The organism is Bradyrhizobium sp. AUGA SZCCT0158 (assembly GCF_018130065.1).
Lineage (GTDB): Bacteria > Pseudomonadota > Alphaproteobacteria > Rhizobiales > Xanthobacteraceae > Bradyrhizobium.
In genome coordinates this window covers 14,497-40,558 of the sequence record NZ_JAFCME010000033.1, presented here as the reverse complement: position 1 = coordinate 40,558, position 26,062 = coordinate 14,497, and the positions used below count along the sequence as shown (strand labels likewise).

The 26,062-nt window shown below is 62.7% G+C and carries 21 protein-coding genes; 11 read left to right on the top strand and 10 right to left on the bottom strand.

The features are described from left to right. Positions 1-15: 15 nt before the first annotated feature. Entirely contained in the window at positions 16-1,911 is a 1,896-nt protein-coding gene (locus JQ574_RS30770) for an acyltransferase family protein (RefSeq protein ID WP_212384141.1), read from the bottom strand. A 512-nt stretch (positions 1,912-2,423) separates the two neighbouring features. Between JQ574_RS30770 and JQ574_RS30765 the strand changes: the two genes are divergently transcribed. The 6 genes from JQ574_RS30765 (at position 2,424) to galE (ending at position 9,715) form a co-directional block, all read left to right on the top strand. Then, a complete protein-coding gene (locus tag JQ574_RS30765; RefSeq protein WP_212209566.1) occupies positions 2,424-3,863 on the top strand; it encodes a lipopolysaccharide biosynthesis protein in 1,440 nt (479 codons plus the stop codon). Positions 3,864-3,869: 6 nt separating this feature from the next. Further along, complete coding sequence (locus JQ574_RS30760; protein ID WP_212209565.1) at positions 3,870-4,676, top strand: bifunctional 2-polyprenyl-6-hydroxyphenol methylase/3-demethylubiquinol 3-O-methyltransferase UbiG; 807 nt, start codon at positions 3,870-3,872, stop codon at positions 4,674-4,676. Between the two features lie 2 nt (positions 4,677-4,678). After that, a complete protein-coding gene (locus JQ574_RS30755) occupies positions 4,679-5,431 on the top strand; it encodes a polysaccharide deacetylase family protein (protein WP_249119705.1) in 753 nt (250 codons plus the stop codon). A gap of 156 nt (positions 5,432-5,587) precedes the next feature. Further along, complete coding sequence (locus JQ574_RS30750) at positions 5,588-7,891, top strand: exopolysaccharide transport family protein (RefSeq protein WP_212209564.1); 2,304 nt, start codon at positions 5,588-5,590, stop codon at positions 7,889-7,891. Then, a complete protein-coding gene (locus tag JQ574_RS30745) occupies positions 7,884-8,705 on the top strand; it encodes a WecB/TagA/CpsF family glycosyltransferase (protein ID WP_212209563.1) in 822 nt (273 codons plus the stop codon). Before JQ574_RS30750 ends, JQ574_RS30745 begins: the two co-directional genes overlap by 8 nt. Beyond that, positions 8,705-9,715, top strand: a complete 1,011-nt coding sequence (gene galE / locus JQ574_RS30740; RefSeq protein WP_212209562.1) for a UDP-glucose 4-epimerase GalE — start codon at positions 8,705-8,707, stop codon at positions 9,713-9,715. Before JQ574_RS30745 ends, galE begins: the two co-directional genes overlap by 1 nt. 101 nt (positions 9,716-9,816) lie before the next feature. Here the strand turns inward: galE and JQ574_RS30735 are convergent, their stop codons facing one another. Next, positions 9,817-10,767 (bottom strand): DUF6492 family protein, encoded by a 951-nt coding sequence (locus tag JQ574_RS30735; RefSeq protein WP_312014742.1) that lies wholly within the window; start codon positions 10,765-10,767, stop codon positions 9,817-9,819. A gap of 351 nt (positions 10,768-11,118) precedes the next feature. On the opposite strand from JQ574_RS30735, the gene JQ574_RS30730 reads away from it, so the two are divergent. Together JQ574_RS30730 and JQ574_RS30725 are read left to right on the top strand one after the other, a co-directional pair. Beyond that, positions 11,119-11,358, top strand: a complete 240-nt coding sequence (locus tag JQ574_RS30730; RefSeq protein WP_212209560.1) for a DUF2171 domain-containing protein — start codon at positions 11,119-11,121, stop codon at positions 11,356-11,358. Between the two features lie 64 nt (positions 11,359-11,422). Further along, positions 11,423-11,764, top strand: coding sequence for a hypothetical protein (locus tag JQ574_RS30725; RefSeq protein ID WP_212209559.1), 342 nt, complete (start codon positions 11,423-11,425; stop codon positions 11,762-11,764). Here the strand turns inward: JQ574_RS30725 and JQ574_RS30720 are convergent. Continuing rightward, positions 11,738-15,841 (bottom strand): GAF domain-containing protein, encoded by a 4,104-nt coding sequence (locus tag JQ574_RS30720; protein WP_212209558.1) that lies wholly within the window; start codon positions 15,839-15,841, stop codon positions 11,738-11,740. The two genes, JQ574_RS30725 and JQ574_RS30720, sit on opposite strands and share 27 nt — an antisense overlap. Positions 15,842-16,219: 378 nt before the next feature. Here JQ574_RS30720 and JQ574_RS30715 point away from each other — a divergent pair, with 378 nt between their 5' ends. Genes JQ574_RS30715 through JQ574_RS30705 form a run of 3 tightly spaced genes read left to right on the top strand, consistent with a single transcriptional unit; the run spans position 16,220 to position 19,472 of the window. Then, entirely contained in the window at positions 16,220-17,272 is a 1,053-nt protein-coding gene (locus JQ574_RS30715) for an Ldh family oxidoreductase (RefSeq protein WP_212209557.1), read from the top strand. 31 nt (positions 17,273-17,303) lie between these two features. Continuing rightward, positions 17,304-18,671: an LLM class flavin-dependent oxidoreductase gene (locus tag JQ574_RS30710; RefSeq protein ID WP_212209556.1), complete on the top strand. Its 1,368-nt coding sequence runs from the start codon at positions 17,304-17,306 to the stop codon at positions 18,669-18,671. Positions 18,672-18,686: 15 nt separating this feature from the next. Further along, positions 18,687-19,472, top strand: coding sequence for a fumarylacetoacetate hydrolase family protein (locus JQ574_RS30705; RefSeq protein WP_212209555.1), 786 nt, complete (start codon positions 18,687-18,689; stop codon positions 19,470-19,472). Positions 19,473-19,477: 5 nt separating this feature from the next. On the opposite strand, the gene JQ574_RS30700 is transcribed toward JQ574_RS30705, so the two are convergent. The 7 genes from JQ574_RS30700 to JQ574_RS30670 all read right to left on the bottom strand — a co-directional run bounded on the left by JQ574_RS30700 (position 19,478) and on the right by JQ574_RS30670 (position 25,761). Beyond that, positions 19,478-20,461, bottom strand: coding sequence for a tripartite tricarboxylate transporter substrate binding protein (locus JQ574_RS30700; protein ID WP_212209554.1), 984 nt, complete (start codon positions 20,459-20,461; stop codon positions 19,478-19,480). Positions 20,462-20,556: 95 nt separating this feature from the next. After that, entirely contained in the window at positions 20,557-21,414 is an 858-nt protein-coding gene (locus tag JQ574_RS30695; protein ID WP_212209553.1) for a D-amino-acid transaminase, read from the bottom strand. Between the two features lie 180 nt (positions 21,415-21,594). Next, positions 21,595-22,326, bottom strand: a complete 732-nt coding sequence (locus tag JQ574_RS30690) for an amino acid ABC transporter ATP-binding protein (protein ID WP_212209552.1) — start codon at positions 22,324-22,326, stop codon at positions 21,595-21,597. A gap of 9 nt (positions 22,327-22,335) precedes the next feature. Beyond that, positions 22,336-23,028, bottom strand: a complete 693-nt coding sequence (locus JQ574_RS30685; protein WP_212209551.1) for an amino acid ABC transporter permease — start codon at positions 23,026-23,028, stop codon at positions 22,336-22,338. Positions 23,029-23,031: 3 nt separating this feature from the next. After that, positions 23,032-23,763 (bottom strand): amino acid ABC transporter permease, encoded by a 732-nt coding sequence (locus JQ574_RS30680; protein ID WP_212209550.1) that lies wholly within the window; start codon positions 23,761-23,763, stop codon positions 23,032-23,034. 80 nt (positions 23,764-23,843) lie between these two features. Then, positions 23,844-24,695, bottom strand: coding sequence for an amino acid ABC transporter substrate-binding protein (locus JQ574_RS30675; RefSeq protein WP_212209662.1), 852 nt, complete (start codon positions 24,693-24,695; stop codon positions 23,844-23,846). A gap of 91 nt (positions 24,696-24,786) precedes the next feature. Then, positions 24,787-25,761 carry a LysR family transcriptional regulator gene (locus JQ574_RS30670; RefSeq protein ID WP_212275742.1) on the bottom strand — a complete coding sequence of 325 codons (975 nt, stop codon included), beginning with the start codon at positions 25,759-25,761 and terminating at the stop codon, positions 24,787-24,789. Between the last annotated feature and the right edge of the window lie 301 nt (positions 25,762-26,062).

Here is a 26,062-nt window from a genome sequence, read left to right as displayed (position 1 = left end):
CGAGGCGCGGGACGCTCAGTTCGAAACATTAGACGTCCTCGTCAATTTGTTACCGAAGACAGCAGACAGCCTTCGGCCGACTTCGGCTGCGCCCTTGTCAGTGAGATGCCCCTCGTCGAACTGCATCGGAATATCGGCTTCGACAAACTCGTCGCAATGACCATCTCGGCAGACCGCGTCGTAGACGGATGAATAGCTCGCGCCGTGCGCCTTTACCAAGGCGCTCATGACGTGATCACGCTCCCGAATTCCGGGTGTGCGCTTCGTGCTGGCAAGGGCTGGATGGTCGCGAAGAATCCCGTCGATCAGGAGGCGTGGAAGAGCGGCGGCGTATTCGACGATCGGTCCAAGTACGACGACGTCGATTCCCCTGGATTTCAGGGTATCCAGCGTGGCCGACAGGTTCGGCAGATCCTCATCCTTCCATGAGGCAGCGAGTATGACCTTGTCGACACGGTTGTTGACGAGGAAGTCGTTGAACGCCAGTTCCATCACATCGCGACAGGCCTTCAATCCGCCTCTCCGTTCCGCCGGAACGGCCGGGCGGCATTCGCTTGCCGTCGCCTGCATGATGTTCACCTGCGGCATGGCGGCGGATAGCCCGGACCAGAGGTGCGCGGCATGGCTGTCGCCAATGAGCAGATAGTTCGGCCGCGCCGGATCCAGTTTCAGGCAGGTTTCGGCGTCGAATCGCTGGCGGTTGGCCGATATGAAGCAGCGCCCGGTCCGGAACGCGGCGGACGAATCGTAGGCAAGATAGGTGCCGATATCCACGACGCGTTGTGGAAAGCGGTATGGCGCGCCGCTCGCGAAGAACACCAATGCGCACAGCGCGAATGTCGAGCCCATCGCGGCTGATGCGGCGCCGAAGACGGCACCCTTCGATGTTTCCCGCGCCATCGAACGGAACGGCAATTCGACCAGCTTCCACGACAGATAGGCGAGCCCCACCGCCAGCGTGATCAACGTCAGTTTGGTCGACGCTGCGGATTCTGCGCCGAACAGCAAATCGGTGCGCTGGAATACGATCAGCGGCCAGTGCCACAAATAGAGCGAATAGGATATCAACCCGATCGCGACCAGAGGCGGCAGTGACAGCAATCGTCCGGCCATCGATACCCCGCTCTCGCTGGACGCGATTACCAGCACCGCACCGAGGCAGGCGAGTGACGTCATCAGCAGAAGCGGCACTGATGCCGATCCAAGCAGGATCACGCCAATCAGCAGCAGCAACCCGGCTCCGCCACAAATGTTCTTCCAGAACGTGGTTTCCGGCACCGGAATGAATTTGATCGCCAGCATCGCGCCCAGCGCCAGCTCCCAGGCGCGGAACGGCGTGAGATAGAATGTAAAGTTCGCATTTCTCATGCTCATGGCGATGGCTGCAGCAAACGAAATCGCAGCGATAACCGCAAACAGCAATCTGGCGCGCTTCGGAAACCGCCGATAGACAAAAAGCATCAGCAGCGGGGCGATGAAGTAGAACTGCTCCTCGACGCTGAGCGACCAGGTATGCAGCAGCGGTTTTGTTTCGGCCGGCGCATCGAAGTATCCAGAGGTCTGCGCAAAATAGGCATTGGAAACCGAGCCGATCGCGCTGGCAAGGCTCTTTGCATAGCCAATCAATTCGGCCGGCAAGAAATAGATATAGGCGAAGACGCTCGTCACCAGGAACATGACGAACAGCGCCGGCAGGATTCGCAAGATTCGTCGCTTGTAGAAATTGCCAAGCGAGAACGATCCGTTGCGGATGTCCGCATCGATCATGCCGCAGATCAGGTAGCCCGAGATGACAAAGAAGATGTCGACGCCGACGAAGCCGCCTGCGAAACCGGGCACACCGACATGGTAAAGAACCACCGGAACAACAGCGAGGGCCCGCAGCCCGTCAATATCCGCACGATACTTCATTGCAGGAACCTCGCGACGCTGCCGCAACCGCGACCGGCCTTCACCGTTTCAAAAGCAGACACTCTGGACAATCCAGGTGTGCCGAAACGGGCTGATGCCACCGCGACCTCCGCGGGCAACGGGAAATTGGCTTGGAATGGCGGACAATCTGTCATGGGGCACACTTCTGGCGATGAACATCGGCGATGCGGAGTAGCCTTCTGCAATATCCGGGCAACCTCGCCAAAAGCGCCGCTTCGCGCACGTATTGCGTTTCCATCGTGGTTACCGGGCGCGGTTAACCGGCTTGCGACGGTGAGACAAACACAGAATTAACCACATCAAATCGCGGCGACCGTTAGCGGAACCGTCCGGCACCGATCTTGCTCAAGGGTCTGGCAAAGGGATTCCGAGTCCAGAAAGCAGCCCGCCTTGAACGTCATCGTCAACGAGATTTCCGAGATCGACCGAGTAGCGTCGTGCGACGCCGTGCTCGGGCGCGGAGTCTCGGGCAATTCCGCGGGGCTCGCAGCATGCTGATCGGACAAGCCAGCATCAATTTGACCGCCAACATCATCTCGGCCTTGCTGGGCCTGTTGAGCGTGTTCGTTTTCACGCGGCTGTTCTCGCCGCATGATTATGGCGTCTATCTGCTGGGCATCGGTTTTGCGTCCGTCATTAGCGTTTTCCTCGTCGGCTGGTTCCGTAATCTCATCCTGAGCGGTCACGCCCGCGACGACGGCCCCGACGTGCGCGGCCGCGTCATCTCGGGCTACCTGATCTGCTGTCTCACCGCGCCGATCGCCTATGTGCTTGGACGATTGGTTGGATTGGACACGCATGCGGCGCTGGCGGCAGTCGTGCTTTCGGTCGCGATCGGCCTGTTCGAACTGACCCAGGATCTGGTTCGCGCCCGGCTGATGGCATTTTCGGTCATGAAGGCGACGCTGGTCCGCGCCGGCGCCGTGCTCGCCCTCGGCATGATCGTGGCACTGGTCAGCCCGTCTGGCTTCCTGCTGCTGCTGTCGTCCGCGCTCGCCTACCTGCTTGCGGTGCTGGTGCAGTCGCGCACCGCCTGGCGCGGCACCAAGGTCAAGTTCGACGGCACCGGCCTTGCGGCGCTGGCGAAGACCGGCCTTCCCCTTACCCTCTCTCTCACTCTGCTCGCGATTTCCAGCGTCACCGATCGCTTCATGATCGCCAATCTGGTGGGTGCGGCGGACGCCGGCAAATATGTCGCCGCGCTCGATCTGGTCCGGCAGACCCTGATGATGCCGGCCATGAGCGCCGCCGCGGCGTTCTTCCCGATGGCGGTGCAGATTCACGCCAGCAAGGGCGACGCGGCAGTGCGGTCGCATCTGTCCGAATGCGTCGAGTTGCTGCTCAGCATCACGCTGCCGGCCTGCCTCGGCTTTGCGGTGATTTCCACCCATGTCGCCAATATCATTCTCGGGCCGGATTTCCGCGAACTGGCGGCGCAGACCATGCCGATCATCGCGGTGGCCGTGGTCTTCCAGATCCTGACCCAGCAATATCTGCACGCCAGCTTCCTGCTCTCCGGACGCAACTCGTTCTATCTGATCAACACGGCTTCGATCATCGCGGCCAATGTGATCCTGTCCTACATCTTGGTCAGCCTTTACGGCACGGTCGGCGCGGCCTGGGCGCGGCTCGGCGCCGACGTGGTCGGATTTTCCTGCGCGCTGATCCTCAGCCGCTTTGCCTTCAAGGTCCCGCTGCCGCTCGGCCGGCTGGCGCTGATCATGATCGCCGGACTGGCGATGGCGCTGACCGTCGCGGCGCTCGACAGACACCTGCACGTCGCCGATCTCGCCGCCTGCGCCGTGCTGGCCAGTGCCGGACTCGTCACCTACGCGGCCCTGTGCTGGCTGTTCGACATCTCCCGGATTCGCGGCCGTCTGAAAACCGGCTTCGCGATGTTCCGGGCCAAATTCGCAAACATCAACGGATAAGAACAAATGACCAAGACATTTGCCCTCGATCCCCTTCATTCGGCTTTCACTGACGCCGCCGACCGGCCGGCCGCGCAGCATCCGCAGTCGCTGCTCGACCTGCCGCCCGGCGAGGCCCGGCAGAGTCTGCTGACCGTTCACAGCATTCTCGAGGCCAAACTGCCCGCGACCGATCTCAAGATCTATGAGGCCGGCGGCGGCTCGACCAGCTTCCTGCCGCTCAGCGTGCTCCGACGCGCTCATGTCACCGTGGTCGATATCGACGAAGACCAGATCCGCAACAATGATTACGCGCAGGAGACGATCCTCGGCGACATCCAGATCCATCGCTTCGCGCCCGACAGTTTCGATCTCGTGATCTGCTACAACGTGATCGAGCATGTGCCCGACGTGGAAGCGGCGCTGCTTGGCTTCTGCCAGGCGCTAAAAGAAAACGGACTGATCCTGATCGGCGCGCCGAATCCAAGGTCGCTGTCCGGCGTCGTCACCAAATATTCGCCGCACTGGTTCCATGTCTGGTTCTACCGCCATATCCGCGGCGACAAGAACGCCGGCTTGCCCGGCTGCGCGCCGTTCCCGACTCATTTTCATCCGCTTGTCACGCTGGCGAACCTGGAAACCTTCGCCGACCGGCACGGACTGCAGATGATTTATTGCAAGCAGTATGAGAGCCCGCGCTATCCGGAGATGCGCCGGCGCAAGCCGCTGTTCGCAAGCCTGATCGACGCCGCCGCCAAGGTGATGAACGTCTTCCTGCCCGGCAAGACCGACGTGCGGCACGGCGACTATCACGTGATCTTGAGGAAGCGCTGAGAATGAACGCGATGTTCTCAGAGGCGCGAGTAAAAGTCAGCCACCGGCTGGCGATGCACCTGCACGCCAATTTCTTCCGGATGCGCAATGCCACGCCGATGGTCAGCTTTACCTTTGACGATCTGCCGAAAAGCGCGGCGACAACCGGCGCGGATCTGCTCGAGGCGCACGGCGCGCGCGGCACATTCTATGTGTCGGGAGGCCTAGTTGGCGTCGAAAAGCGCGAATGGCCGGCCGGCGACGCCGACGACCTGCTTTCGCTCTACCGCCGCGGCCACGAGATCGGCTGTCATACGTTCTCGCACCTGCGCGCCAGCGATCTCGATGTGGCCTCCCTCGCCAGCGAGATCATGCGCAACCGGGGTTACCTCCGCGCGCTGGACGCCTCTATCGAGACTGAGACCTTTGCCTATCCCTACGGCTTGGGATCGTTCGGCCGGAAGAACCAGCTCAAGGACCAGTTCCAGACCTGCCGCAGCATCGTACCGGGTATCAACAGCGGCGAAATCGATCTGCAGTTCCTTCGCGCCGTGCCGCTGATCGACGGCCAGATGAACCGCGCCGGGATCGAGCGCGCGTTCGACGATGCCGAAACCAATAACGGATGGTTAATTTTCTACGGCCACGACGTTGCTGAACGGCCGAGCCCCTGGGGCTGCTCGCCAGCCCTGCTCAACCATGCCCTGGAGGTGGCAGCGCGCCGGAAAATTCCGGCTTTGACGATGGCGGAGGCATTGCGATGCGCCCGCGCATAAACGCTTTGTTTGCCATTTCGGTGAATAGTCCCTCAATGAGTATGGTTAATTTTCCCTGTTGCGTTTTTGGCGCGTTGAAGTCCCGCGCGCGTGGCGTAAGGCGAAGAGTAACCCCTCAGCCGATGTGTGCGGCAGTTGGAATGGAAGCTGGGGTCGATGCTTATCTATGACGAGCCGATAAATCAGGCCAAACCTGACCCCCGGCCCGCCGCAACGCCGGCATTGGGTGGCTTCAGCGTGCTCGATCTGGTTCAACTGCTGTGGCGGCGGAAGATCGCGATCGCCTCGGCGGCGCTGCTCTGCGCCTGCGTCGCGGTGGCGATCGGCAAGAGCCTGACACCGAAATATACCGCAACGGCCCAGCTCTACGTCGATCCCCGCGAATTGCAGCTGGTCGATCGCGAACTCACGCCGCGCGCGCCGGACCTGTCCGGCCTTGCGATGGTGGTCGAGAGCCAGGGGCGCGTCATCACATCGAACAACGTGCTGTTGCAGGTGATCCGCGAGACCCATCTCGAGAAGGACCCTGAGTTCGGCGGCGGCAGCGGCAAGGGCCTGTTCGGATCGCTGCTCGGCCTGTTCGGGATCGAACTGCGCCCGACCGCCGAGCAGCGCAAGCTCGTCGAGATGGCGGCGCTGGAAACCCTGATCCGCCACATCAATGTGAAAAAGACCGACAAGACCTTCATCGTCGACATCGAGGTCTGGTCGATCGACCCGGTGAAGGCGGCGATGCTCTCGAATGCGATCGCCAAGGCCTATTTGACCGAGAATACCCAATCGCAGGCCGCGCGGGTCCGTCGCGCCACCAGCGATCTTTCCAGCCGGCTCACGGAATTGCAGGATCGGCTTCGCACCGCCGAGAACACGCTCGCGGTCTACAAGGCGCAGAACAATTTCGTCGGCACGCAGGACACGCTGATCAGCGACCAGCAGCTCTCCGCCAGCAACCAGCGGCTTGCCGCGGCGCGGGCGCTGACGCTCGACGCGCAGGCCAAATACGATCAGATCGCGGCCAGCCGCAAGACGTCGGCGGACGCCGGCGCCATTCCGGAGGCGCTGCAATCGCCGACCATCGCCAATCTGCGTTCGCAATATGCCGAAGCCAGGAAGCGCCAGGCCGAATTGCAGAGCGAATTGGGGCCGCGCCATCCCGCCCTGCGCCAGATGGAGAAGCAGGTCGAGGATCTGCGCCGGACCATCGGCGAGGAAACCGATCGCTTTTTGCAGGCGGCGAAGAATGACCTGACCCGCGCCCGGGATTACGAAGCTTCCCTGAACAAGGCGCTCGAGACCCAAAAGCGCCAGAGCGTCCAGATGAGCCAGGCCGCGGTCAAGCTGCGCGAACTCGAACGCGACGTCGAAGCCAGCCGCGACGTCTACCAGTCGTTCCTCAAGCGATCGCGCGAGACCGAGGAGCAGGAGACGCTGAACACCTCGAGCGCCCGCATCATCGGCGACGCCACCGTGCCGCAGCGGCGCACCTTCCCGCCGGGAATGGCCTTGTTCGCCATGATCGGCTTTATGCTGGGCGGGCTCGCCTCGGCTGCGTGGATCATCGCTGTCGACCAGCTGGCGCCCGGCGCCAACCCGGTTCGACCCAACACACCGGTCAGGACATCGGCCTCGTCCGCCGCGCAAAATCCGACGCCTGCCGCGGCCACGAGGCAACCGTCGGCCACCCCGCAGCCCGCCGTCAGCCTGATCGCGAAGCCGTCGATCACCCGGCTGCAGGAATCGGACGTGGTACGCACGCTCGGCGGAATCCTGGCGACGGGCGGCACCCCCGATGTCGTCAGCCTCGGCTGGCCGACGCTCCGGGCCGGCTTCCCGCTGATGACATTCCTCAACACCATGCGCGAAATCCGGACCGCACTGGCGACGCGCGTCGCCAAGGACACCGCGCCCGTCATGGCCGTGATCGGCGCCGGCAATGGCGAGGACCGCAGCATTGCCGCGCTCAATGTCGCGCTCTCGGCCGCCCGCGATGGCGCCAGGGTGCTGCTGATCGATGCCGATCAAAAGAACTATACGCTGTCGAACAAGGTGGCCCACCTGGCTAAGGAAGAGACCGGCCGTCTCGGCTGGCTCAATATTGCCGCCAAGGCTGCGCGCGCCGTCAGGACCGCGAACGGGATTTCGATCCTGCCGGCCCTCAAGGCCTCGGATATCAAGGCAAGCGACACCATCCGCAACGCGATTGCGCAGGCGCGCATCGGCGGCGACTACGATCTGGTGGTCCTCGACGGGCCCGCCATGCCGTGGAGCCCGGCCGACCACGCGCTGTTCGACGCCACCGACGGGCTGGTCGCAATCCTGCCGGTCAAGCTCGACATCAACGAGAACATGGAAGACATCATCACCGCGCTCGGCGAGACCGAACGCAAGCTGGTCGGTGTCGTCATCAACGAACTCAACCCCACGGCCGTCAACCGTCAGCGAGACAAACAGTATGCGTGAGCGTCGCTTGAATCCCCTCGGGAGAGCCGCTACTGCCGGCGTTCCCCGAATCACACTGGGCGGGCTGCGGCTTGCCGTGCTCGACCTTGAGCAGACCGCGGACTTCATGATCGAGATGGTGTTCCCGCAACGCCGGCTCGCTCGTCCGCTGTATCTCACCTCGGCCAATGGCGAGGTGCTGGCGCGCTGCTCCACCGAACCGATGACCGACCGGCTGTTTCGCTCCGCCGATCTGATCAATGCCGACGGCCAGCCGCTCGTGACGGTGTCGCGGTTGAAATCGTCGACGCCGCTCCCCGAGCGGGTCGCAACCACCGACCTGTTCCACGTCGTCGCCCGCAAGGCGCAGGCGGCCGGATTGACCTTCTACATGTTCGGCGCCGATGAGGCGGAGAACGCCGCTGCCGTCGCCAATGTTCGCAAGCGCTATCCGGACCTGAAGATCATCGGACATTCGCACGGCTTCCTCCGCGGCGACGCGCTGCGGGCCAAGGTCGACGAAATCAACGAGCTGGCGCCCGATTACCTCTGGCTTGCGCTTGGCGTTCCCTATGAGCAGGCCTTTGTCGAGGAATACACCTCGCGCCTGTTCAAGGTCGGCGTGATCAAGACCTCTGGCGGACTGTTCAACTTCCTGTCGGGCAGCCGGGCCCGCGCTCCGTATTGGATGCAGGCGGTAGGGCTCGAATGGGCCTGGCGCATCTGGCTGGAGCCGCGCCGGCTGTTCTGGCGCTATTTCACCACCAATCCGCGCGCGCTCTATCTGCTGTTCAACAAGAGCCGGCCTTCGGCCACCGAACGGGCCCGGGACTGATGGGCGCCGGTCTGGCGAGCGATCGTCCGGCCATCCTGGTCACGGGCGGCGCGGGCTATATCGGCTCGCATTGCTGCCGGGCGCTTGATGCGGCTGGTTATCTCCCCGTTTGCTACGACAATTTCTCGACCGGCCATCACAGCTTCGTCGCGGGTGCGCTGGTTACCGGCGACATCGCCGACAAGGCCACGCTGGCGCGCGCCTTCGCCGAGCACGACATCGTCGCGGTCATGCATTTCGCCGCGTCCAGCCTGGTCGGCGAATCCGTGGTCGACCCGCAGAAATACTACGTCAACAACCTCGCCGGCACGCTGGCGCTGCTGGATGCGATGCGCGAGGCCGGCTGCAGCCGCCTGGTATTCTCGTCGACCGGCGCCGTCTATGGCAATGCCGACAGCAAGGCGCTGCCCGAAAACTATCCCTGCGCGCCGATCAATCCCTATGGCGCCTCGAAATGGATGATCGAGCGCGTGCTATCAGATTATCGCGGGGCCTACGGGCTCGGCTCGTTCGCGCTGCGCTATTTCAACGCCAGCGGCGCCGATCCCGCCGGCGGCATCGGCGAGCAGCGCGAGGTGGAAACCCATCTCATTCCGCGCGCGATGATGGCGCTGCAGGGACACGTGCCGGATTTTGCGGTATTCGGCGACGATTACGCGACGCCGGACGGCACCGCGATCCGCGACTACATCCATGTCACCGACCTTGCCGCCGCCCATGTGCTGGCGCTGAAGCTCCTGCTCGATGGGCATTCCGGCGGCGTCTTCAATCTCGGCACCGGCAAGGGATTTTCGGTGCGGGAGATCCTCGCGGCGATCGCGAGCGAGACCGGGCGCGAGGTGCCGCACGTCGTCAAGCCACGCCGCGCCGGCGACCCGACCTATCTGGTCGCGGACGCTTCCGCCGCGCGCGAAACATTGCACTTTCGCCCCGCTTATTCGGATCTAGCGACCATCATCCGCACCGCCTGGGCCTGGCACAAGACAGCTCACCCGCTCAAGACCGGCTGAGTTCGCACAAAAGCGGTCCACCGGCGGCAATGCCGCCCGGCTGTTGGGCTAAGCGGCGAAGGTCTAGGTGGAAACTGTTGCAGGCACGGCCGTCCGACGCCTCAGACGGCTTCCCTGGTCATGACCGCGTTCGCGCCCTGCGCCGAAGCGGGACCTTGCGGCTGCAACGGCGCGTCGTTATTCGACAAACCCGCGACCTTGCGGATAAGCGATACCGGGGTTGCCGAGAACGACTCGATGCAAAGTGCGACGACGTCAGGCGGCGACTTCTCGATCATGGCGACCACCGCTTTTTCATCCAGCTGATCCGGCTCCCAGTAGGAAGTCGCCAGGCTTTGCGTGGTCAGCCGGTGCGTCGCCCGGTGGGTCGGCGACTGGTTCACAAAGTACCCATAGAGGATGTACTCGGAGAACGAGCGCGTCTTGCCGAGCGCCACCGCCCACGGCATTCCGGTGACCGCTTCGATCGTGGCGGTCATGTCGCGCAAGGTCGATCTGTCCCAGACGAGCACGTTGCCGATATAGTCGTCGGCCGGGAACGCGGTGGGGCTGCCGCCCAAAAGGCGATCGCTGTTTCGGACCCAGACATTATGCGACGGCTTATCGGCCGGAATCGCCAGACGATCGACATAGAGCGGGGTCAAGTCCGCGCCGGCATAGGCGGCGACATCGAACGGACGAAAGAACGTGTTATCGGAATCGACGATGCAATAGCGCTGATGCGGCAGGTGCAAGGCGCCCGCGATCTTGAGAAGCTGCTGGATATGCCAGCCGTGCAGCGGGCCCGACCGGAACGACCACCACGTCCTGCGCCCCTTGCGCGAGACAAACGGCGGCAATGCCCTCAGCCAGGACGGCAAGAAGCGCGAGCTCGGCAGCACGGTGCGGCGGCTATTTTCGAACCGGGCAAAATACGGCAGGTCGTCGTCATTGACGATGACGTAATGCCGTTCGTATCCGCTGACGAACCGATCGAGACTCTCGCAGAGCAATTCGAAGCGATCGAGATCGCCGCGATAGGTCGGGGTCATCAATGCTACGCTTTTAGTCACGCCACTTCCCGTCATGATGTCTTGTGTGACCGGCGATCGGGGTCGATCCCGATCAGATTGATATAATAGATGATCGCTTGAGGGCTTCAAACAACGCTTCGCTGTTAAGATAAACAGTGATTGATGAAACCCGCGCTCGATCCCATGACGAAGCCATGAAACGGCAGCGGCATTCCGGCGATCAATTTCGTGCAAGTGATGCCTGTGCTCCCGTGGAACCATGGATAAGCGAAGCTATGGTTACCGAACGGTTAAGGTGGCTTGGGAACATTTGTTCAAGAGCCACGGGCATCAGCAACCTTTCCGGAATTGGCGCGTTTCAAATGCCTGTTCATTCAACGGAGACGCAACATGGCGGTCGCTTCGCAGATCAAGGAACATATGGATGTCATCTCGTCCGACAAGAAGACCGTCGGAAAGGTCGATCACCTCGAGGGACCCGACAAGATCAAGCTGACCAAGCAGAGTTCGCCGGACGGCCAGCACCATCACTTCATTCCGGTGGATTGGGTCGATCACGTCGACCAGCACGTTCACCTCAACAAATCAGGCGCGGATGTGACGTCACACTGGCAACACGGCAGGCAGTAACCCTGACCATGTATTGTGCCGGCTGCGGATGAAGTTATCATCGGCAAGATAACAGGGCCTTCCGATGCATCCGGCGGCAAAACTGCAATTTGAGCGCGTTGTCGTCGAATTTGGGCGATGGCGCGCCCTCGCTGAGGATGACCGGCCGCCCGCTCCAGCCTGGTGGTGGGGACCGGCGGTCGAGGTACGGGATATCGCCCAGGCGCTGCCGGCGCGTTGGAGCGCCAGATTGGGTTTGCCCGATGGCGCGACTTACGCCGACGGCGCGGGCGTCCTGTTCCATTCCCTGGCTGGGCAGGTCATCCAGCCCTGGCCCTATGACTTTTCGCGCAAGGTGAGGTCCACGGACTCCGACGTGCGCGATTTGCATGCGCAGCCGTCAGATGACAGTGCTTTCCAGCCTTGAGGGCGAAGCCGATTGACGCGCATCGCCGGCGTCGGGTTGCAGCGGCGGCGAGGCCAGCAGCGGCTCGGCTCGAAGCATATCCGCCATCTGCTGCGGCGGCAGCGGTTTTGAGAACAGGAAGCCTTGCATTTCATCGCAGGCATGATTGCGCAGGAACGTCTGCTGCTCGATGGTCTCGACGCCCTCGGCGATGACGGTCATCCCCAGCGCCTTGCCCATGCTGATGATCGCCTGCGTGATGGCCTGGTCCTCTGAATCAACAGGCAGATCGCGCACGAAGGAACGGTCGATCTTGATGGTGTCGATCGGGAATTGCTTCATCAGCGACATCGACGAATAGCCGGTGCCGAAATCGTCGATTGCAAGCCGGATGCCGCGGTTCTGGATCGCGTCGAGCACCTTGATCGCCCGCGAAACGTTGCGCATCACCATGCTTTCGGTGACCTCGAGCTGCAGCAGCACCGGCGACATGCCGCTTGCCAGCAACGCCTCGTCGACATCATGCAACAAATTGGCGTCGGCGAACTGCCGCGGCGACAGGTTGACGGCCATCGTCACCGGCCGCAGGCCGCGGCGTTGCCAGGCCATGTTCTGCGCGCAGGCTTCCGTCAGCACCCAGCGGCCGATCGGCACGATCAGCCCGGTCTCTTCCGCCAGCGGAATGAATTGCCCCGGCGATACCAGGCCGAGATCGGGATGGTTCCAGCGCAACAAAGCCTCGACGCCGGTGATCTGACCGCTCGCCATATCGACCTTCGGCTGGTAGTGCAGCGAGAACTGGTCACGCTCCAGCGCGCGGCGCAGGGCGCTCTCCAGCGTCAGACGCTCGATCGACTGCGCCTTGATCTCCCTGGTGAAGAAGCGGAAGCTGTTCTTGCCGTCCTCCTTGGCAAGATACATCGCCATGTCGGCGTTCTTGGTCAGCGTCTGCATGTCGGCGCCGTCAGACGGATACATCGCGATGCCGATCGAGGCCGTGGTGTGGCACTCGTGGCCGCTGAGCTGCAGCGGCTGGCTCAGCACGGACAGGAGTTCGCCGGCGATGCGTTCGACTTCGTGACGTTCGGCGGCTTCCTCCAGGATCACGACGAATTCGTCGCCGCCGAGCCGCGCCACCACGTCGCTCGAACGCAATGCGTTGCGCAGCCGGCCGCCGATTTCCACCAGCAGCATGTCGCCGGCGTCATGGCCCAGCGAGTCGTTGATGACCTTGAACCGGTCGAGATCGATGAACAGGACCGCAAACGACCGCTGATAGCGCTCCGCGGCATCGATCGCCCGGCGCAGCATCCCGTTGAACATCTCGCGGTTAGGAAGGTTGGTCAGGCTGTCATGCGAGGCCAGATACTCGATCCGCTCGTCCGCTCGCATCTTTTCGTCGGCGCGGTCAAAATTCTCCAGCGCCAGCGATACATTGTCGATGAGCCGCTGCAGCAGTTCGGAGAACTCCGGCGTGAACGTATCCTTCTCGATCGCAACGAAGATCATGACGCCGGCGACCCGCCCCCGCACCAGCAGCGGGTAGGCGGCACTCGCACGGGTCCCATCCCTGCGGGCGCGCGCATGGAACACCTGGCTGCGCGGGTCGGCCAGGTAGTCGTTGATGATGCAGGGCTTGCCCGAGCGGATCGCCATGCCGGCGGACCCGCGTCCTTCCGGATGGGCCTTGTTGGCGGACACCCGCACCTCGCGCGAACTGGCAGCGGTCGGTCCGGCGGCTGCGACAATGTCCAGATAATCGCTGTCCGTTCTCGTCAGGGCAATGGAAGTAGCGGTAAACTTGCCGCCGTTTGCGGTGGCCTGGCACACCAGATCGAACAACTCAGCGCGGGTCGTCGCCCGCACGATCGCTTCATTGGTCGCGCTGAGTGCCGCGAGCATGCGCGTCAGGCGTTCTTTCTGCTCCTCGGTCCTCGCCTTTTCGTCGGCCCGCTCGAACGTCTCCAGCGAGAACGATACGTTGTCGGCGAGCCGTTGCAGGAGCTCGGTAAATTCAGGCGTGAACGCGTCCTTGTGCAAGGAGACGTAGAGCATGACGCCGACCACCTGCCCTCGCACCAACAGCGGAAAACCGGCGCCCGATCTGGAGCCCTCCCGGCGGGCCTTGGCGTGGAATGCCGCGGCCCTCGGATCCGCAAGATAGTCGTTGAAGATGCAGGCCTGGCCGGTGCGGAACGTGATGCCGCAGACACCGCGCCCTTCCGGATGCGCTTCATTGATCGACAGGGTGACCTGACGCGCGCTCTGGCCGGTCGGACCGGCGCCGGCCACGATTTCCATGAAATCGCTGCCCGGCCTTGCCAGCGCGATGGTGGTGGAGGTGAACCTGCCGCCTGTTGCCGCCGCCTCGCAAACCAGTTGATACAGTTCGTCGCGCGATCCCGCCCGAACGATCGCTTCATTGGTCGCGCTCAGCGCCGCGAGCATGCGTGTCAGGCTCTCCTTCTGCTGCTCGGTCTTCGCCTTCTCGTCGGTGCGATCGAAACTTTCGAGCGCAAAAGACACATTGTCGGCCAGCCGCTGCAGCAGTTCGGCAAACTCCGCGGTAAACGTTTCCGTCTGCGAGGAAATGAAGAGCATCACACCGACGATCCGCCCGTCGACCAGCAACGGGAACGCGGCGCCCGACCTTGCACCGTCGCTGTTGATGACCTGATCGAATGCATCGTTCCGCGGGCCAGCCAGGAAATCGTTATTGATGCAGGCCTGCCGGGAACGGAACGCCGTCCCGCAGACCCCGCGGCCTCCCGGCACAGCCGCGCTGGTCGAGACCTTCAGACGGCGGGCGTTTTCCGCCGTCGGCCCGGCCGAGGCAACCATGTTGAAGGAATCGCTGTCAGGCCTGACGAGAAGGATGCTGGTCGAATTGAACCGGCCACCGTGTGCCGCGGCCGTGCATACCAATTCGAACATTTCGGTGCGCGACCTGGCCCGCATGATCGCTTCATTGGTCGCGCTGAGCGCCGCGAACATCCGCGTCAACCGTTCTTTCTGTTCGTCGGCTTTCGCCTTGGCGTTGGCGCGTTCAAAGTTTTCGAGGGCGAACGAGACGTTTTCCCCGATCCGCGCCAGCAGCGCGATGATCTCCTCATCCGCCGCCCATGCCTTGCCGACAAAGAACATCACGACGCCGACGCTCTGTCCGGCCTTGATCAGGGGCACGGCGACGCAGGCGACGACGCCGGCCTCGCGTCCGGCCTGCTGCCACGGGCCACCCTGCGAGATGTCGTGGTTGACGCAAAGCCGCTGCGTCCGGTACGCCTGACCGGCAACGCCCTTACCGTAGTCATTGTCGGCATCGATCGAGAAGCGCGTCCGGGTCAGCAGATCCAGGCTCTCGCCGCTGCCGGCCGCAGGCTTCAGCCAGATTGAATCCGGCTCGGACAGCAGGACCACCGTCGCGACCGACTTTCCGCTGTAAACGGCGGCATCGCAAACGCGCTGGTAGAGCTCGTGTTCGGTCTTGGCGCGAAGGATCGCTTCATTGGTCGCGCTGATGGCGCCGAACATCCGGTTCAGACGCCGCATCGTCCGCTCGCCATCCTTGCGCGCCGCTTCATGATCGAAATTGTCGAGGGCGAATGAAATGTTCGCCGACATGCGTTCGAGCAATGCGACGACGGGGGCATCGATCGACCCGGCTTCGCGCCGCGTGACGAGGAAGACGCCGATGCTGCGGCCGTTGCGGGTCAGCGGCAACCCGACGGCCGCGCCGACCTGTCCGGCAGCGGCACCCTGGCGCCAGGCCAGCGAATGCGCGTCGTTGAGATAATCGTTGCTGACGCAGAGCTTCTGATCGCGAAAGGCCTGCCCGCAAACCCCGGAGCCCTCAGGCGTATCCGCCACGATCGAAATGTCGATGCCGCGCAGCCTTGCGGTGTCTTCGCCGAAACCGGCCGCAAACCGCAGCAGATTGGTATGAGGGTCCAGCAAAAAGACGGCCGTCGCCAGGAAGTCCCCGCTGGAGAAAGCGGCTTCACAGACCTTTTCGTACAGTTCTTCCGGCGATCTTGCGTACAGGATCGCTTCGTTAGTCGCATTCAACGCTGCAAATGTACGCGCGATACTGGTCTTCACGGCTCTCGAGCTCCCAGCAGACAATACGGGCCTGCTGCCCCACGGAAATTTATGCGCGAAAGACGCCTAAATGGTCGTTATTGGCGGCCGGAAGTTGCGATTCAGAGTAAATGACCGCCCAACATCGCAAGCCCGTTCTCCGAAGAACTACGGTTCCGTTCACGATTTGTCAGCCATGAGAGCGACGGCGCGTCCGCGAGTAACGCCCTCTGCGACGGTAGCCAATTTTCGTCAGATGAAATCCGAACCGCGCGAGCCCGCCTCACGGGCATGCCGGTACGGACATTCTGCCCTTGCTCTCATGCCACCGCTTTGAGACCATGCTTCGACAACAACAAGCAAGACCCGCTGCTCGCGGGCATTCGATGAGGAAAACCCATGCCGATCGTCCAGGCCGACCGTCTCACACGCATCGGCGCGGCACTGCTCAGGGCTGTCGGCGCATCGGACGAGGAAGCCAAAGCGGTCGCTGTCGGCTGCGTCAACGCGAACCTCGCCGGCCACGATTCCCACGGTATCATCGCGATCCCGACCTATATCGACCGCGTCAAGGCCGGCCACATCGTGCCCGGAGCGAAGTGGACCATCGTGCAGGAATCGCCGACCACGACCGTGATCGACGGCCACTGGGGTTTTGGGTTTCACATCAACGCCAAGGCGATGGCGCTGACGATCGAGAAGGCGAAGACCGCGAACGTCGCCGCCTGCACGGTGTTTCGCCAAAGCCATGTCGGTCGGCTCGCCGCCTATCCATTGATGGCGATGCAGGAGGGCATGATCGGCATTGCGACCGCCGACTCCGGCCGCTCGCCGAAGATCGTGGCGCCCTTCGGCGGCCGCGAGGCACGGCTCGGCACCAACCCGATCTCGATTGCCGTTCCCTCTGATCTCGACGCGCCGTTTTATCTTGACATGGCAACCTCCGCCGTCGCCGCTGGCAAGATTGCGCTGGCCGTGTCGCGCAACGAGGAAATCCCGAAGGGTTGGATCGTCGATGCCGAGGGACGGCACACCACCGACCCCAGGGAGTACAGGAAGGGCGGCGCCCTGCTGCCGCTCGGCGGCAGCGAGGGTTACAAGGGCAGCGGCCTTGCCGCGATGGTCGAGGTGTTGTGCGGGCTGCTCACCGGGCTGGGCTTCGGCGTCGAGCCGACCGGCCGCCACAATGACGGATGCTTCATGGCGGTGTTCAACGTCGCGGCGTTCCGCCCGCTGAAGGATTTCAAGAAGGAAGTCGCCGAATTCGCGCGCTATCTGAAAGAGACGCCAACGTCCGAAGGTTCCACCGGCGTGTTCTATCCGGGTGAGGTCGAGTATATCCGCGAGCAGCAGCGCAAGGTTTCCGGCATCGAAATCGAGGACGCGACCTGGGACAAATTGCGCGCGCTGGCCGGCGAGTACAAGCTCGCAGCCGAACTCGATCTGACATGAAGCGACGCTTGGCCGATACAGGGAGAACGATATGACACGGCAAATGGCGATGGTCGGCTTCCTGCAGGCGCAGAACTGCACCAATTTGCCGAGTTCGTGGCGGCACCCGGAATCGCGCGACGATTCGATGTCGGCCGATTACTATCAGGAGATCGCCCGGATTCTGGAAGCCGGTAAATTCCACATGGCGTTCTTCGACGATCGCCTGGCGATGCCGGACCGCTACGGCAACGACCACGCCCACACGGTCGAATACGGCATCCGCTGCGTGAAGATGGATCCGATCGTGGTGCTGACCACGATGGGCATGGTCACCGAGAAACTCGGATTGGCCTCGACCTGCTCGACCACCTATTTCGAGCCGTTCGACGTCGCGCGCCGCTTCGCCACGCTCGATTTGATGACAGGCGGACGCGCGGGGTGGAACGTCGTCACCTCGCTCAATGACGGCGAGGCTCACAACATGGGCAAGGATGCCCATCTCGAGCATGACTACCGCTACGACCGCGCCGACGAATTCATGGAAGTCGTGCTCGGCCATTGGGACACCTGGGAAGACGGCTCGCTGATCATGGACAAGAACAGCGGCCGCTTCGCCGATCCGGCCAAGGTCAGGCGGCTCGACCACAAGGGCCAATTCTTCAAGTCGCGCGGTCCATTCACCGTGCCGCGCTCGGCGCAGGGCCATCCCGTCATCATCCAGGCCGGCGCGTCCGGCCGCGGCCAGCGCTTTGCGGGACGATGGGGCGAGGTGATTTTCACCGCCGCGCGCAACGTGGCCGCCGCCAAGGAGGGCTATGCCGCGGTCCGCAACGAAGCGGCGAAGGCCGGCCGCGATCCCGACCAGATGTTCCTCTGCAACCTCACCACACCCGTCTGCGGCGCGACCAGGAGCGAGGCCGAGGACAAGATGGCGGTCATCAACAAGCTGCCGCTGCAGATCGACGCGCTGTCGCTGCTCGCGGAAGCCTTGAATTACGACTTCGCCTCCAAGCCGCTCGACGAGCCCCTGACAACAGAAGAGCTCAAGAGCATGCAGGGCATCCTGGGCATTCGCGACGGCGTGCTCAAGAATTCAGGCAAGGCCAATCCCAGCGCGCGCGACTTCGTCACCTTCTCCGGCCGCGGCCAGGTGCAGGACGCGATCGTGGGCGGCCCGAAGGAGATTGCGGACAAGTTGGAGGAGATGTTCGTCGAGCGCGGCTGCGACGGCTTTGTCATCGCGGCCACCATCGTGCCCGGCTCATACGCCGACTTCGTCAAGCATATCGTGCCGGAATTGCAGCGCCGCGGCCTGTTTCACAAGGATTATGCCGGCAAGACGTTGCGCGAGAATCTCGGCCTGCCGCGCACCAAAGCCGGCGCCTGGAAAACCAGGCCTCAGGCCGCAGCCGAATAAAACAAAGGACACTTCATGCGTTGGCTCAAATTCACCGCCGCCGGCAACACATCCTGGGGCCTCGTCGAGGGCGACAAGGTCGTATCAGTCAGCGGCGACCCCTTCGGCGAATGGCAGCGCGGCGCGCAAACCCATGCACTCAGCGAAGTGAAGATCGAACTGCCGCTGATCCCGCGCACGTTCTATTGCGTCGGGCTGAACTATCTGAAGCATCTGAAGGAAGCCGCCGACAAGGCCGGCACGGTTCCGAACGTGCCTGATCGTCCCGAGATCGGCTACCGCGCGCAGAACGCCCTGATCGCCCATGATGAAGACGTGGTGATCCCGGCAACCGCGACCGAGAAAATCCACTACGAAGGAGAACTGGTCGTCGTCATCGGCAAGAAGGCAAAACACCTGACCGAAGCCGACGCGATGTCCTGCGTGTTCGGCTACACCATCGGCAACGACGTCAGCGAACGCACCTGGCAGAAGGCCGATCGCTCGCTGTGGCGATCCAAGAACGCCGACACCTTCAAGCCGATGGGGCCCTGGATCGAAACCGACGTCGACCTCGACCGGATGGAGACCGCGATCCGGGTCAACGGCAAGGAAACCGGCCGCTTCCGCACCAACGAGATGATCTTCAGCATCGTGCCGTTCATCGTCGAGCTGACGAAATATTTCACGCTGTGGCCGGGCGACGTGATCTGGATGGGCACCGACGGCGCCTCGCCGGATCTGAAGGCCGGCGACGTGGTCGAGATCGACATCACCGGCATCGGCACCCTGCGCAACAGGTTCGTGGCGGATAAACGTTAGCGCGCCTACTCGATCTTGATCCCGGCGTCCTGAATCACCTTGCGCCAGCGCGTTTCCTCGACGCTGAAATAGCGGTCGAGTGCTTCGGGCGGCTCCGCCACCATGACAAGCCCTTCGTTGACGCCGAGCTTCTTGAATGCCTCCGACTGGACGGCCTTGGCGGCCGATTTGTTCAGGAGGCCGATGATGTCAGGCGGAGTTTTGGCGGGCGCGTACACGCCATACCAGGCCTCGGCCGCGTAGCCGGGAACGCCGGCTTCCGACACCGTCGGCAATTCCGGGAAGGCCGGCGAGCGCTCGGCCGACGTCACCGCGATTGCGCGCAACTGGCCGGCCGCGACCAGCGAGGCGGCGCTGGCGACTGTGGTGAAGATCACCTGGATCTGTCCGCCGAGCAGGTCGGTGATCGCGGGCGCCGCGCCCTTGTACGGCACGGCGGTCAGGTTGACCTTGGCCATGTGCTTGAACAGTTCGCCGGCCAGATGCGCCGAGGTGCCGGTGCCATAGGTTCCGTACGACAATTTATTGGGCTCGGCCTTGGCCACCGCAATCAGGTCGGCAATCGATTTGATCGGCGACGCCGGATTGACCACGACGAGGTTGAAGGAACGCGCGATCAACGCAACCGCCGCAAAATCCTTATGCGCATCGTAAGGCAGCTTCGCGTTCAGGCTTGGATTGACCGCGTTGGCAAAGGTTGCCATCAACAGCGTGTAACCGTCAGGCGCGCTGGCCGCGACCGACTGCGTGCCGATGATGGTGCCCGCGCCCGGCTTGTTCTCGATGATGATGGAAGCGCCAAGATCTTTTGCCATCTCCTGCGCCAGCGTCCGCGCGATCACGTCAGTGCCGCCGCCCGGTGCAAACGGCACGACGATCCTGATGGTCCGGTCAGGATAGGCTGCGAAGGCCTTCGCGCTCGACGCGACGGAAACCGCGACTAGCGCGAGCAACGCAACAAGGCTTTTCGTGTGGCGCCGAATTCTCATGTTCGCATCCACCAAAGTTCGTGGTCGATCAGGGCCGCATACCCATAAACCTGGCGGCGCCCCACATCGATATTGAAGCCGAAGACCGGTAGCGCCTAAACCGCGGTCGCCTTGGCGAACTCGACATAGATTTCGCGCAGCCGATCGGTCATCGGGCCGGGCTTGCCGGTCGCGACTTTCTTGCCGTCGATCGATACCACCGCCTGCACGAACACGGAGGCGCTGGTGATGAAAGCTTCCTTCGCGGCCAGCGCTTCTTCCACCGTAAAGGCGCGCTCCTCGATCCGGAGCTGGCGTTCTTCGGCCAGCTTGACCACCGCCTTGCGGGTGCAGCCCGGCAAGATCTCGCTGCCGTTCTGCCGCGTCACCAGCACATCGTCCTGCGTCAGGATGAACGCTGAAGACGAGCCGCCCTCGGTGACCTTGCCGTCCTCGATCATCCAGGCTTCGCCGGCGCCGGCCGCGGCCGCCGCCTGCTTGGCCAGCACCTGCGCCAGCAGCGCCACGCTCTTGATGTCGCGGCGGGTCCAGCGCAGATCGGGCACGGTGATGACGGCAATGCCGGTCTTGGCCGACGGTGCGTTGATGATGTCTTTCACGGAGGTAAACATGACCAGCGTCGGCTTGACGCCCTTTGGAAACGCAAAATCGCGGCCGGTGTCGGCGCCACGTGTCACTTCCAGATAGACCATGCCGTTGACGAGATTGTTGCGCGACACCAGTTCCTTCTGGATCTCCTGAATCCGTTCGATGGTCTCCGGCAGCGCCAGCTCGATCTCGCCGACCGAACGCTCCAGCCGCGCCAAATGCGAGGCATTGTCGATCAGCTTGCCGTCGAGCACGGCCGCGACCTCATAGATGCCATCGGCGAACAGGAATCCGCGGTCGAGAATCGACACCTTGGCGTCGGCCATGGGCACGAATGAACCGTTGACGTAGGCGATCTGTTCCAAGCGGAGTCTCCTGAGAGCGCGAAGAGGGATTGAGGACTCATATACGCAAATTGCTAATGCGGATAAACCCTCAACGTCATTCCGGGGCGCGCCCTTTGGCGCGAGCCCGGAATCCATACTCCCGATCGTGGTTATGGATTTCGGGCTCGCGCTTCGCGCGCCCCGGAATGACGGTCAGGCTTAATGCGACAGAATCTTCGACAAAAATTTCTGCGCGCGGTCGCTGCGCGGCTTGCCGAAGAAGTCGTCCTTCAGCGCATCCTCGACGATCTCGCCCTGGTCCATGAAGATCACGCGATGCGCCACCTTGCGGGCAAAGCCCATTTCGTGGGTCACGACCATCATGGTCATGCCCTCGCGGGCCAGATCGACCATCACGTCGAGCACTTCGCTGATCATTTCGGGGTCGAGCGCCGAGGTCGGCTCGTCGAACAGCATGGCGATCGGATCCATCGCCAGCGCGCGTGCAATCGCCACGCGCTGCTGCTGTCCGCCGGACAGTTCGGCCGGGTATTTGTTGGCATGAACCTTCAATCCGACGCGGTCGAGCAGCTTGGCGGCCTTGGCCATCGCCTCGTCGTGGGACCGGCCCAGTACCTTCTCCTGCGCCAGGCACAGATTCTCGATGATCTTCAGGTGCGGGAACAGTTCAAAATGCTGGAACACCATGCCGACGCGGGCGCGCAGCTTGGGCAGGTCGGTCTTCGGATCATTGACCTTGATGCCGTCGAGGATGATGTCGCCCTCCTGGATCGGCTCCAGCGCGTTGACGCATTTGATCAGCGTCGACTTGCCCGAGCCCGACGGGCCGCACACCACGACCACTTCGCCCTTGGCGACCTTGGTCGTGCAGTCCTTCAGCGCCTGGAAGGTCGACCCGTACCATTTACTGACGTGATTGATCTCGATCATGCGCGTTCCCTAACGAACAATACTGATACGCGCCTGCAGGCGCCGGACGCCAAACGAGGCGACGCAGGAAATCGTGAAATAGACCACCGCCGCGAACAGGTACATCTCGACCAGCCGGCCGTCGCGCTGCGCAACCTTGCTCGCAGCGCCGAGGAAATCCGGCATCGACAGCACGTAGACCAGCGAAGTGTCCTGGAACAGCACGATGGTCTGGGTCAGCAGCACCGGCAACATGTTGCGGAACGCCTGCGGCAGCACGACGTAGCGCATGGTCTGGGCGTAGGTCATGCCGAGCGCATTGGCTGCGGCAGGCTGGCCCTTGGAGATCGACTGGATGCCGGCGCGCATGATCTCGGAAAAATACGCCGCCTCGAACATGATGAAGGTGACGAGCGCGGAGGTGAAGGCGCCGACGCTGATCGGACGCGACGCGCCGGTCAGCCATTGCCCGAGATAGGGCACCAGAAAATAGAACCAGAAGATCACCAGCACCAGCGGCAGTGACCGCATGAAGTCGACGTAAAGCCCGGCGATCCGGCCGAGCACCTTGAAACCGGACAGCCGCATCAGCGCGATCAGCGTACCGAAGATGATCCCGCCGAGCGCAGAGAGCGCGGTCAGGGTCAGCGTAAACGCCATGCCGTCGAGAAACAGGTAGCCGAGCGAACGGCGGATGACGTCGAAATCGAAACTGGCGAACATGCGCTATTTCCCCGTGATATAGCCGGGGATCGCCAGGCTGCGTTCGAGGAAGCGCATGCCGGTGACGACGACGATGTTGATCAAGAGATACATCACGGTCGCGGCGGTGAAAGCCTCGAACACCTGGAACGAGAATTCCTGCATCGATCGCGCCTGGCCGGTCAGCTCGATCAGGCCGATGGTGATCGCGACCGCCGTGTTCTTGATGGTGTTGAGGAACTCCGAGGTCAGCGGCGGCATGATGATTCGAAATGCAATCGGCAGCAATACGTAGCGATAACCTTGAAACGTCGTCAGCCCGAGCGCAGTCGCGGCCTGTTTTTGTCCGCGCGGCAGCGAGGCGATGCCGGCGGCCAGTTGCACGGCGACGCGCGCCGACATGAACAGGCCGACCCCGATCGCCGCGGTATAGAACGGCGCGTTAGGCATCTGCTTCAGCCACAGCCCCCAGCTCCGCGGCAGCAGTTCCGGCAGCACGAAGAACCAGAGGAAAAGCTGCACCAGAAGCGGCATGTTGCGGAAGAATTCGACCCAGGCGAAGCCGATCCAGTAGGCGGTCTTCGATGGCAGCGTCCGCAACACGCCGACGATCGAGCCGAATATCAGCGCGATGATCCAGGCGAAGATCCCGGTCTGGATGGTCAGCCACAGCCCCGACAGCAGCATATCGAAATAGGTGCCGGTCCCGCCCGGGGCCGGTTCGAAGAAGATGCTCCAGTTCCAATTGTAATTCACGAAGGCCTACCGTCCGCTACGTCGCCGAAACGTGCCCATGCAATGGTTGGGCCATTGCATGGGCAGAAGCATCTGTTTGCTTATTTGTAGGCGTCCGGATCCGGCGAGTCCGACGGCTTGGCGTACTGGTTCTTCAGCTCCGCGCTCATCGGCGAGTTCAGATTCAGACCCTTCGGCGGGATCTTCTGGGTGAACCACTTGTCGTAGATCTTCTGGCCCTCGCCGCCCTTATAGAGCGCGGATGTGGCGGCATCGACCACCTTCTTGAAGGCCGGGTCGTCCTTGCGCAGCATGATGCCGTAGGGCTCCGGCTTCGAGAACGCGTCCTTGGAGATCACGTAATCATCCGGCGCTTTTGAGCCGGCAACCAGGCTCGCCAGCAGGATGTCGTCCATCACGAACGCCACCGCGCGGTCGGTCTCGACCATCAGGAAGGCTTCGGCGTGGTCCTTGGCCGGAATGATGTTGGCGCCGAGCTTCTTTTCCGCATTGGCTTCGGTCAGCTGCTTGATGTTGGTGGTGCCCGATGTCGAAACCACCGCCTTGCCCTTCAGATCGTCGATCGAGTTGATCTTGCTCGACTTCTTCGAGACGTAGCGGCTCGCGGTCAGGAAGTGGGTATTGGTGTAGGCGATCTGCTTCTGGCGCTCGGCGTTGTTGGTGGTCGAGCCGCATTCCAGATCGATGGTGCCGTTGGCCAGCAGCGGAATCCGGGTCGACGACGTCACCGGATTGAGCTTGACCTCGAGCTTGTCGAGCTTGAGCTCCTTCTTCACGGCATCGACGATCTTGTAGCAGATGTCCATGGCGTAGCCGACCGGCTTCTGGCTGTCATCGAGATAGGAGAAGGGAATCGACGAATCCCGGAAGCCGAGCGTGATGGCCCCGGTATCCTTGATGTTCTTCAACGTTCCGGTGAGTTCCTGCGCCATCGCCGGCGTGGCGCACAACGCGCCGGCCAGCAGACAGCCGATAATATGACGGTGTTTCACGTAACTTCTCCCTCTATTGGTTTGAAATTCATCATCCACTCGATCTCGACGACCTGGAAGGTGATTTGGCCGACGATCTCGAGGCGGTCCTTTCCTGATTGCCCCCATCGTGTCCGGCACTATACCTGCATAACTCGGACCAAAACAGATTTAGCGACCGCTGGCTATTCGTCCTATCTCTAAAGGCGACCATTGACAAAGGCAGCGCCCATTTGTCACCGCCGACCGCCGTCAGCCCCTTGCGGCCGGAGGCTGCCACCGTGCTCTCGCAAAGCCAGGCGACGCCGCGGCCGGCGAGCGCCATTTCGCACAGCACGTCCGACATGTCGCTTTCGATCACCCGGGTGCCAGAAACCGGGGCATTTTCCAGGATGAGATCAACCAAGCGCGCAAAATACACGCCCGGCGAGTACATCAGAAGCGGCACCGGATGCGTCGGCCGGCCGGGCAGCGAGGCACTCCCCTTCGTCACCAGCGCCTGGCTGGCATAGGGCCGCAGGAATTCGGTGCCGAGGATCGCACGTTCATAGCGGTCCGGATCGAGATGGATCGGCTGCTGGGCGTGGTGGTAGCAGATCATCAGGTCGACATTGTTCGAGACCAGCGAGGTGACGAGGTCGTGGATATTGCCGACCACGACCGAGCAGCTCAGGCGCCGCTCCTGCGACCAGAGCTGCCACCAATGCGGCAGGCGGGAAGTCGCCATCGCAAACGGCAACGCGATCCTGATATGTTCGTGACGCCGAACCGGCTTGCCGCCAAGCTCCACCCGCGCGTCCAGCATCTGCCGCAGCAGCTCGCCGGCATGTTCGCGAAAGCGCTCGCCCTGCGGCGTCAATTGGGTCGGATAGACGCTGCGGTCGATCAGGTCGAAGCCGAGCCAGGCCTCCAGCGATTTGATCCGGCGGCTGAACGCGGCCTGCGAGGTATTTCGTCGCTCGGCCGCCCGCGTAAAGTTGCCGGTCTCGGCCACCATCAGAAAATCCTGCAGCCAGCGCAGCTCCATCACGCACCTTGCCTGGACGCGTGGCGCCGCCGCGCCGGCCTGCGGCGCCTCTCCAGGCGGCGCAAGGCAGCGAACAGCGTCGGGTGCTCGTTGCCGGTCAAGAATGTGATCCCCCATGCGCGGAACCTAGCCAATCGGCATGCGCCTTGACCAATGCAAGCTTTGCATCGCGGCGCCCGGCCGTCGCCGAAAGGTCCATCCCGATCAGTCGGCGCCCTGTCATAACCCGGCCCGCAACCCGCCCAAAACCGCCACCCATCGCTAGCGTGCTACGCCGCGGCCGATGATGCAAGTTTTGCAT

Coding starts and splice junctions, on each gene's coding strand:
- JQ574_RS30725 (WP_212209559.1), top strand. CDS start 11,423: ATGCATCCGGCGGCAAAACTGCAATTTGAGCGCGTTGTCGTCGAATTT.
- JQ574_RS30745 (WP_212209563.1), top strand. CDS start 7,884: ATGCGTGAGCGTCGCTTGAATCCCCTCGGGAGAGCCGCTACTGCCGGC.
- JQ574_RS30700 (WP_212209554.1), bottom strand. CDS start 20,461: ATGAGAATTCGGCGCCACACGAAAAGCCTTGTTGCGTTGCTCGCGCTA.
- JQ574_RS30685 (WP_212209551.1), bottom strand. CDS start 23,028: ATGTTCGCCAGTTTCGATTTCGACGTCATCCGCCGTTCGCTCGGCTAC.
- JQ574_RS30715 (WP_212209557.1), top strand. CDS start 16,220: ATGCCGATCGTCCAGGCCGACCGTCTCACACGCATCGGCGCGGCACTG.
- galE (WP_212209562.1), top strand. CDS start 8,705: ATGGGCGCCGGTCTGGCGAGCGATCGTCCGGCCATCCTGGTCACGGGC.
- JQ574_RS30755 (WP_249119705.1), top strand. CDS start 4,679: ATGAACGCGATGTTCTCAGAGGCGCGAGTAAAAGTCAGCCACCGGCTG.
- JQ574_RS30670 (WP_212275742.1), bottom strand. CDS start 25,761: ATGGAGCTGCGCTGGCTGCAGGATTTTCTGATGGTGGCCGAGACCGGC.
- JQ574_RS30710 (WP_212209556.1), top strand. CDS start 17,304: ATGACACGGCAAATGGCGATGGTCGGCTTCCTGCAGGCGCAGAACTGC.
- JQ574_RS30765 (WP_212209566.1), top strand. CDS start 2,424: ATGCTGATCGGACAAGCCAGCATCAATTTGACCGCCAACATCATCTCG.
- JQ574_RS30690 (WP_212209552.1), bottom strand. CDS start 22,326: ATGATCGAGATCAATCACGTCAGTAAATGGTACGGGTCGACCTTCCAG.
- JQ574_RS30770 (WP_212384141.1), bottom strand. CDS start 1,911: ATGAAGTATCGTGCGGATATTGACGGGCTGCGGGCCCTCGCTGTTGTT.
- JQ574_RS30675 (WP_212209662.1), bottom strand. CDS start 24,695: ATGGCGCAGGAACTCACCGGAACGTTGAAGAACATCAAGGATACCGGG.
- JQ574_RS30730 (WP_212209560.1), top strand. CDS start 11,119: ATGGCGGTCGCTTCGCAGATCAAGGAACATATGGATGTCATCTCGTCC.
- JQ574_RS30705 (WP_212209555.1), top strand. CDS start 18,687: ATGCGTTGGCTCAAATTCACCGCCGCCGGCAACACATCCTGGGGCCTC.
- JQ574_RS30750 (WP_212209564.1), top strand. CDS start 5,588: ATGCTTATCTATGACGAGCCGATAAATCAGGCCAAACCTGACCCCCGG.
- JQ574_RS30760 (WP_212209565.1), top strand. CDS start 3,870: ATGACCAAGACATTTGCCCTCGATCCCCTTCATTCGGCTTTCACTGAC.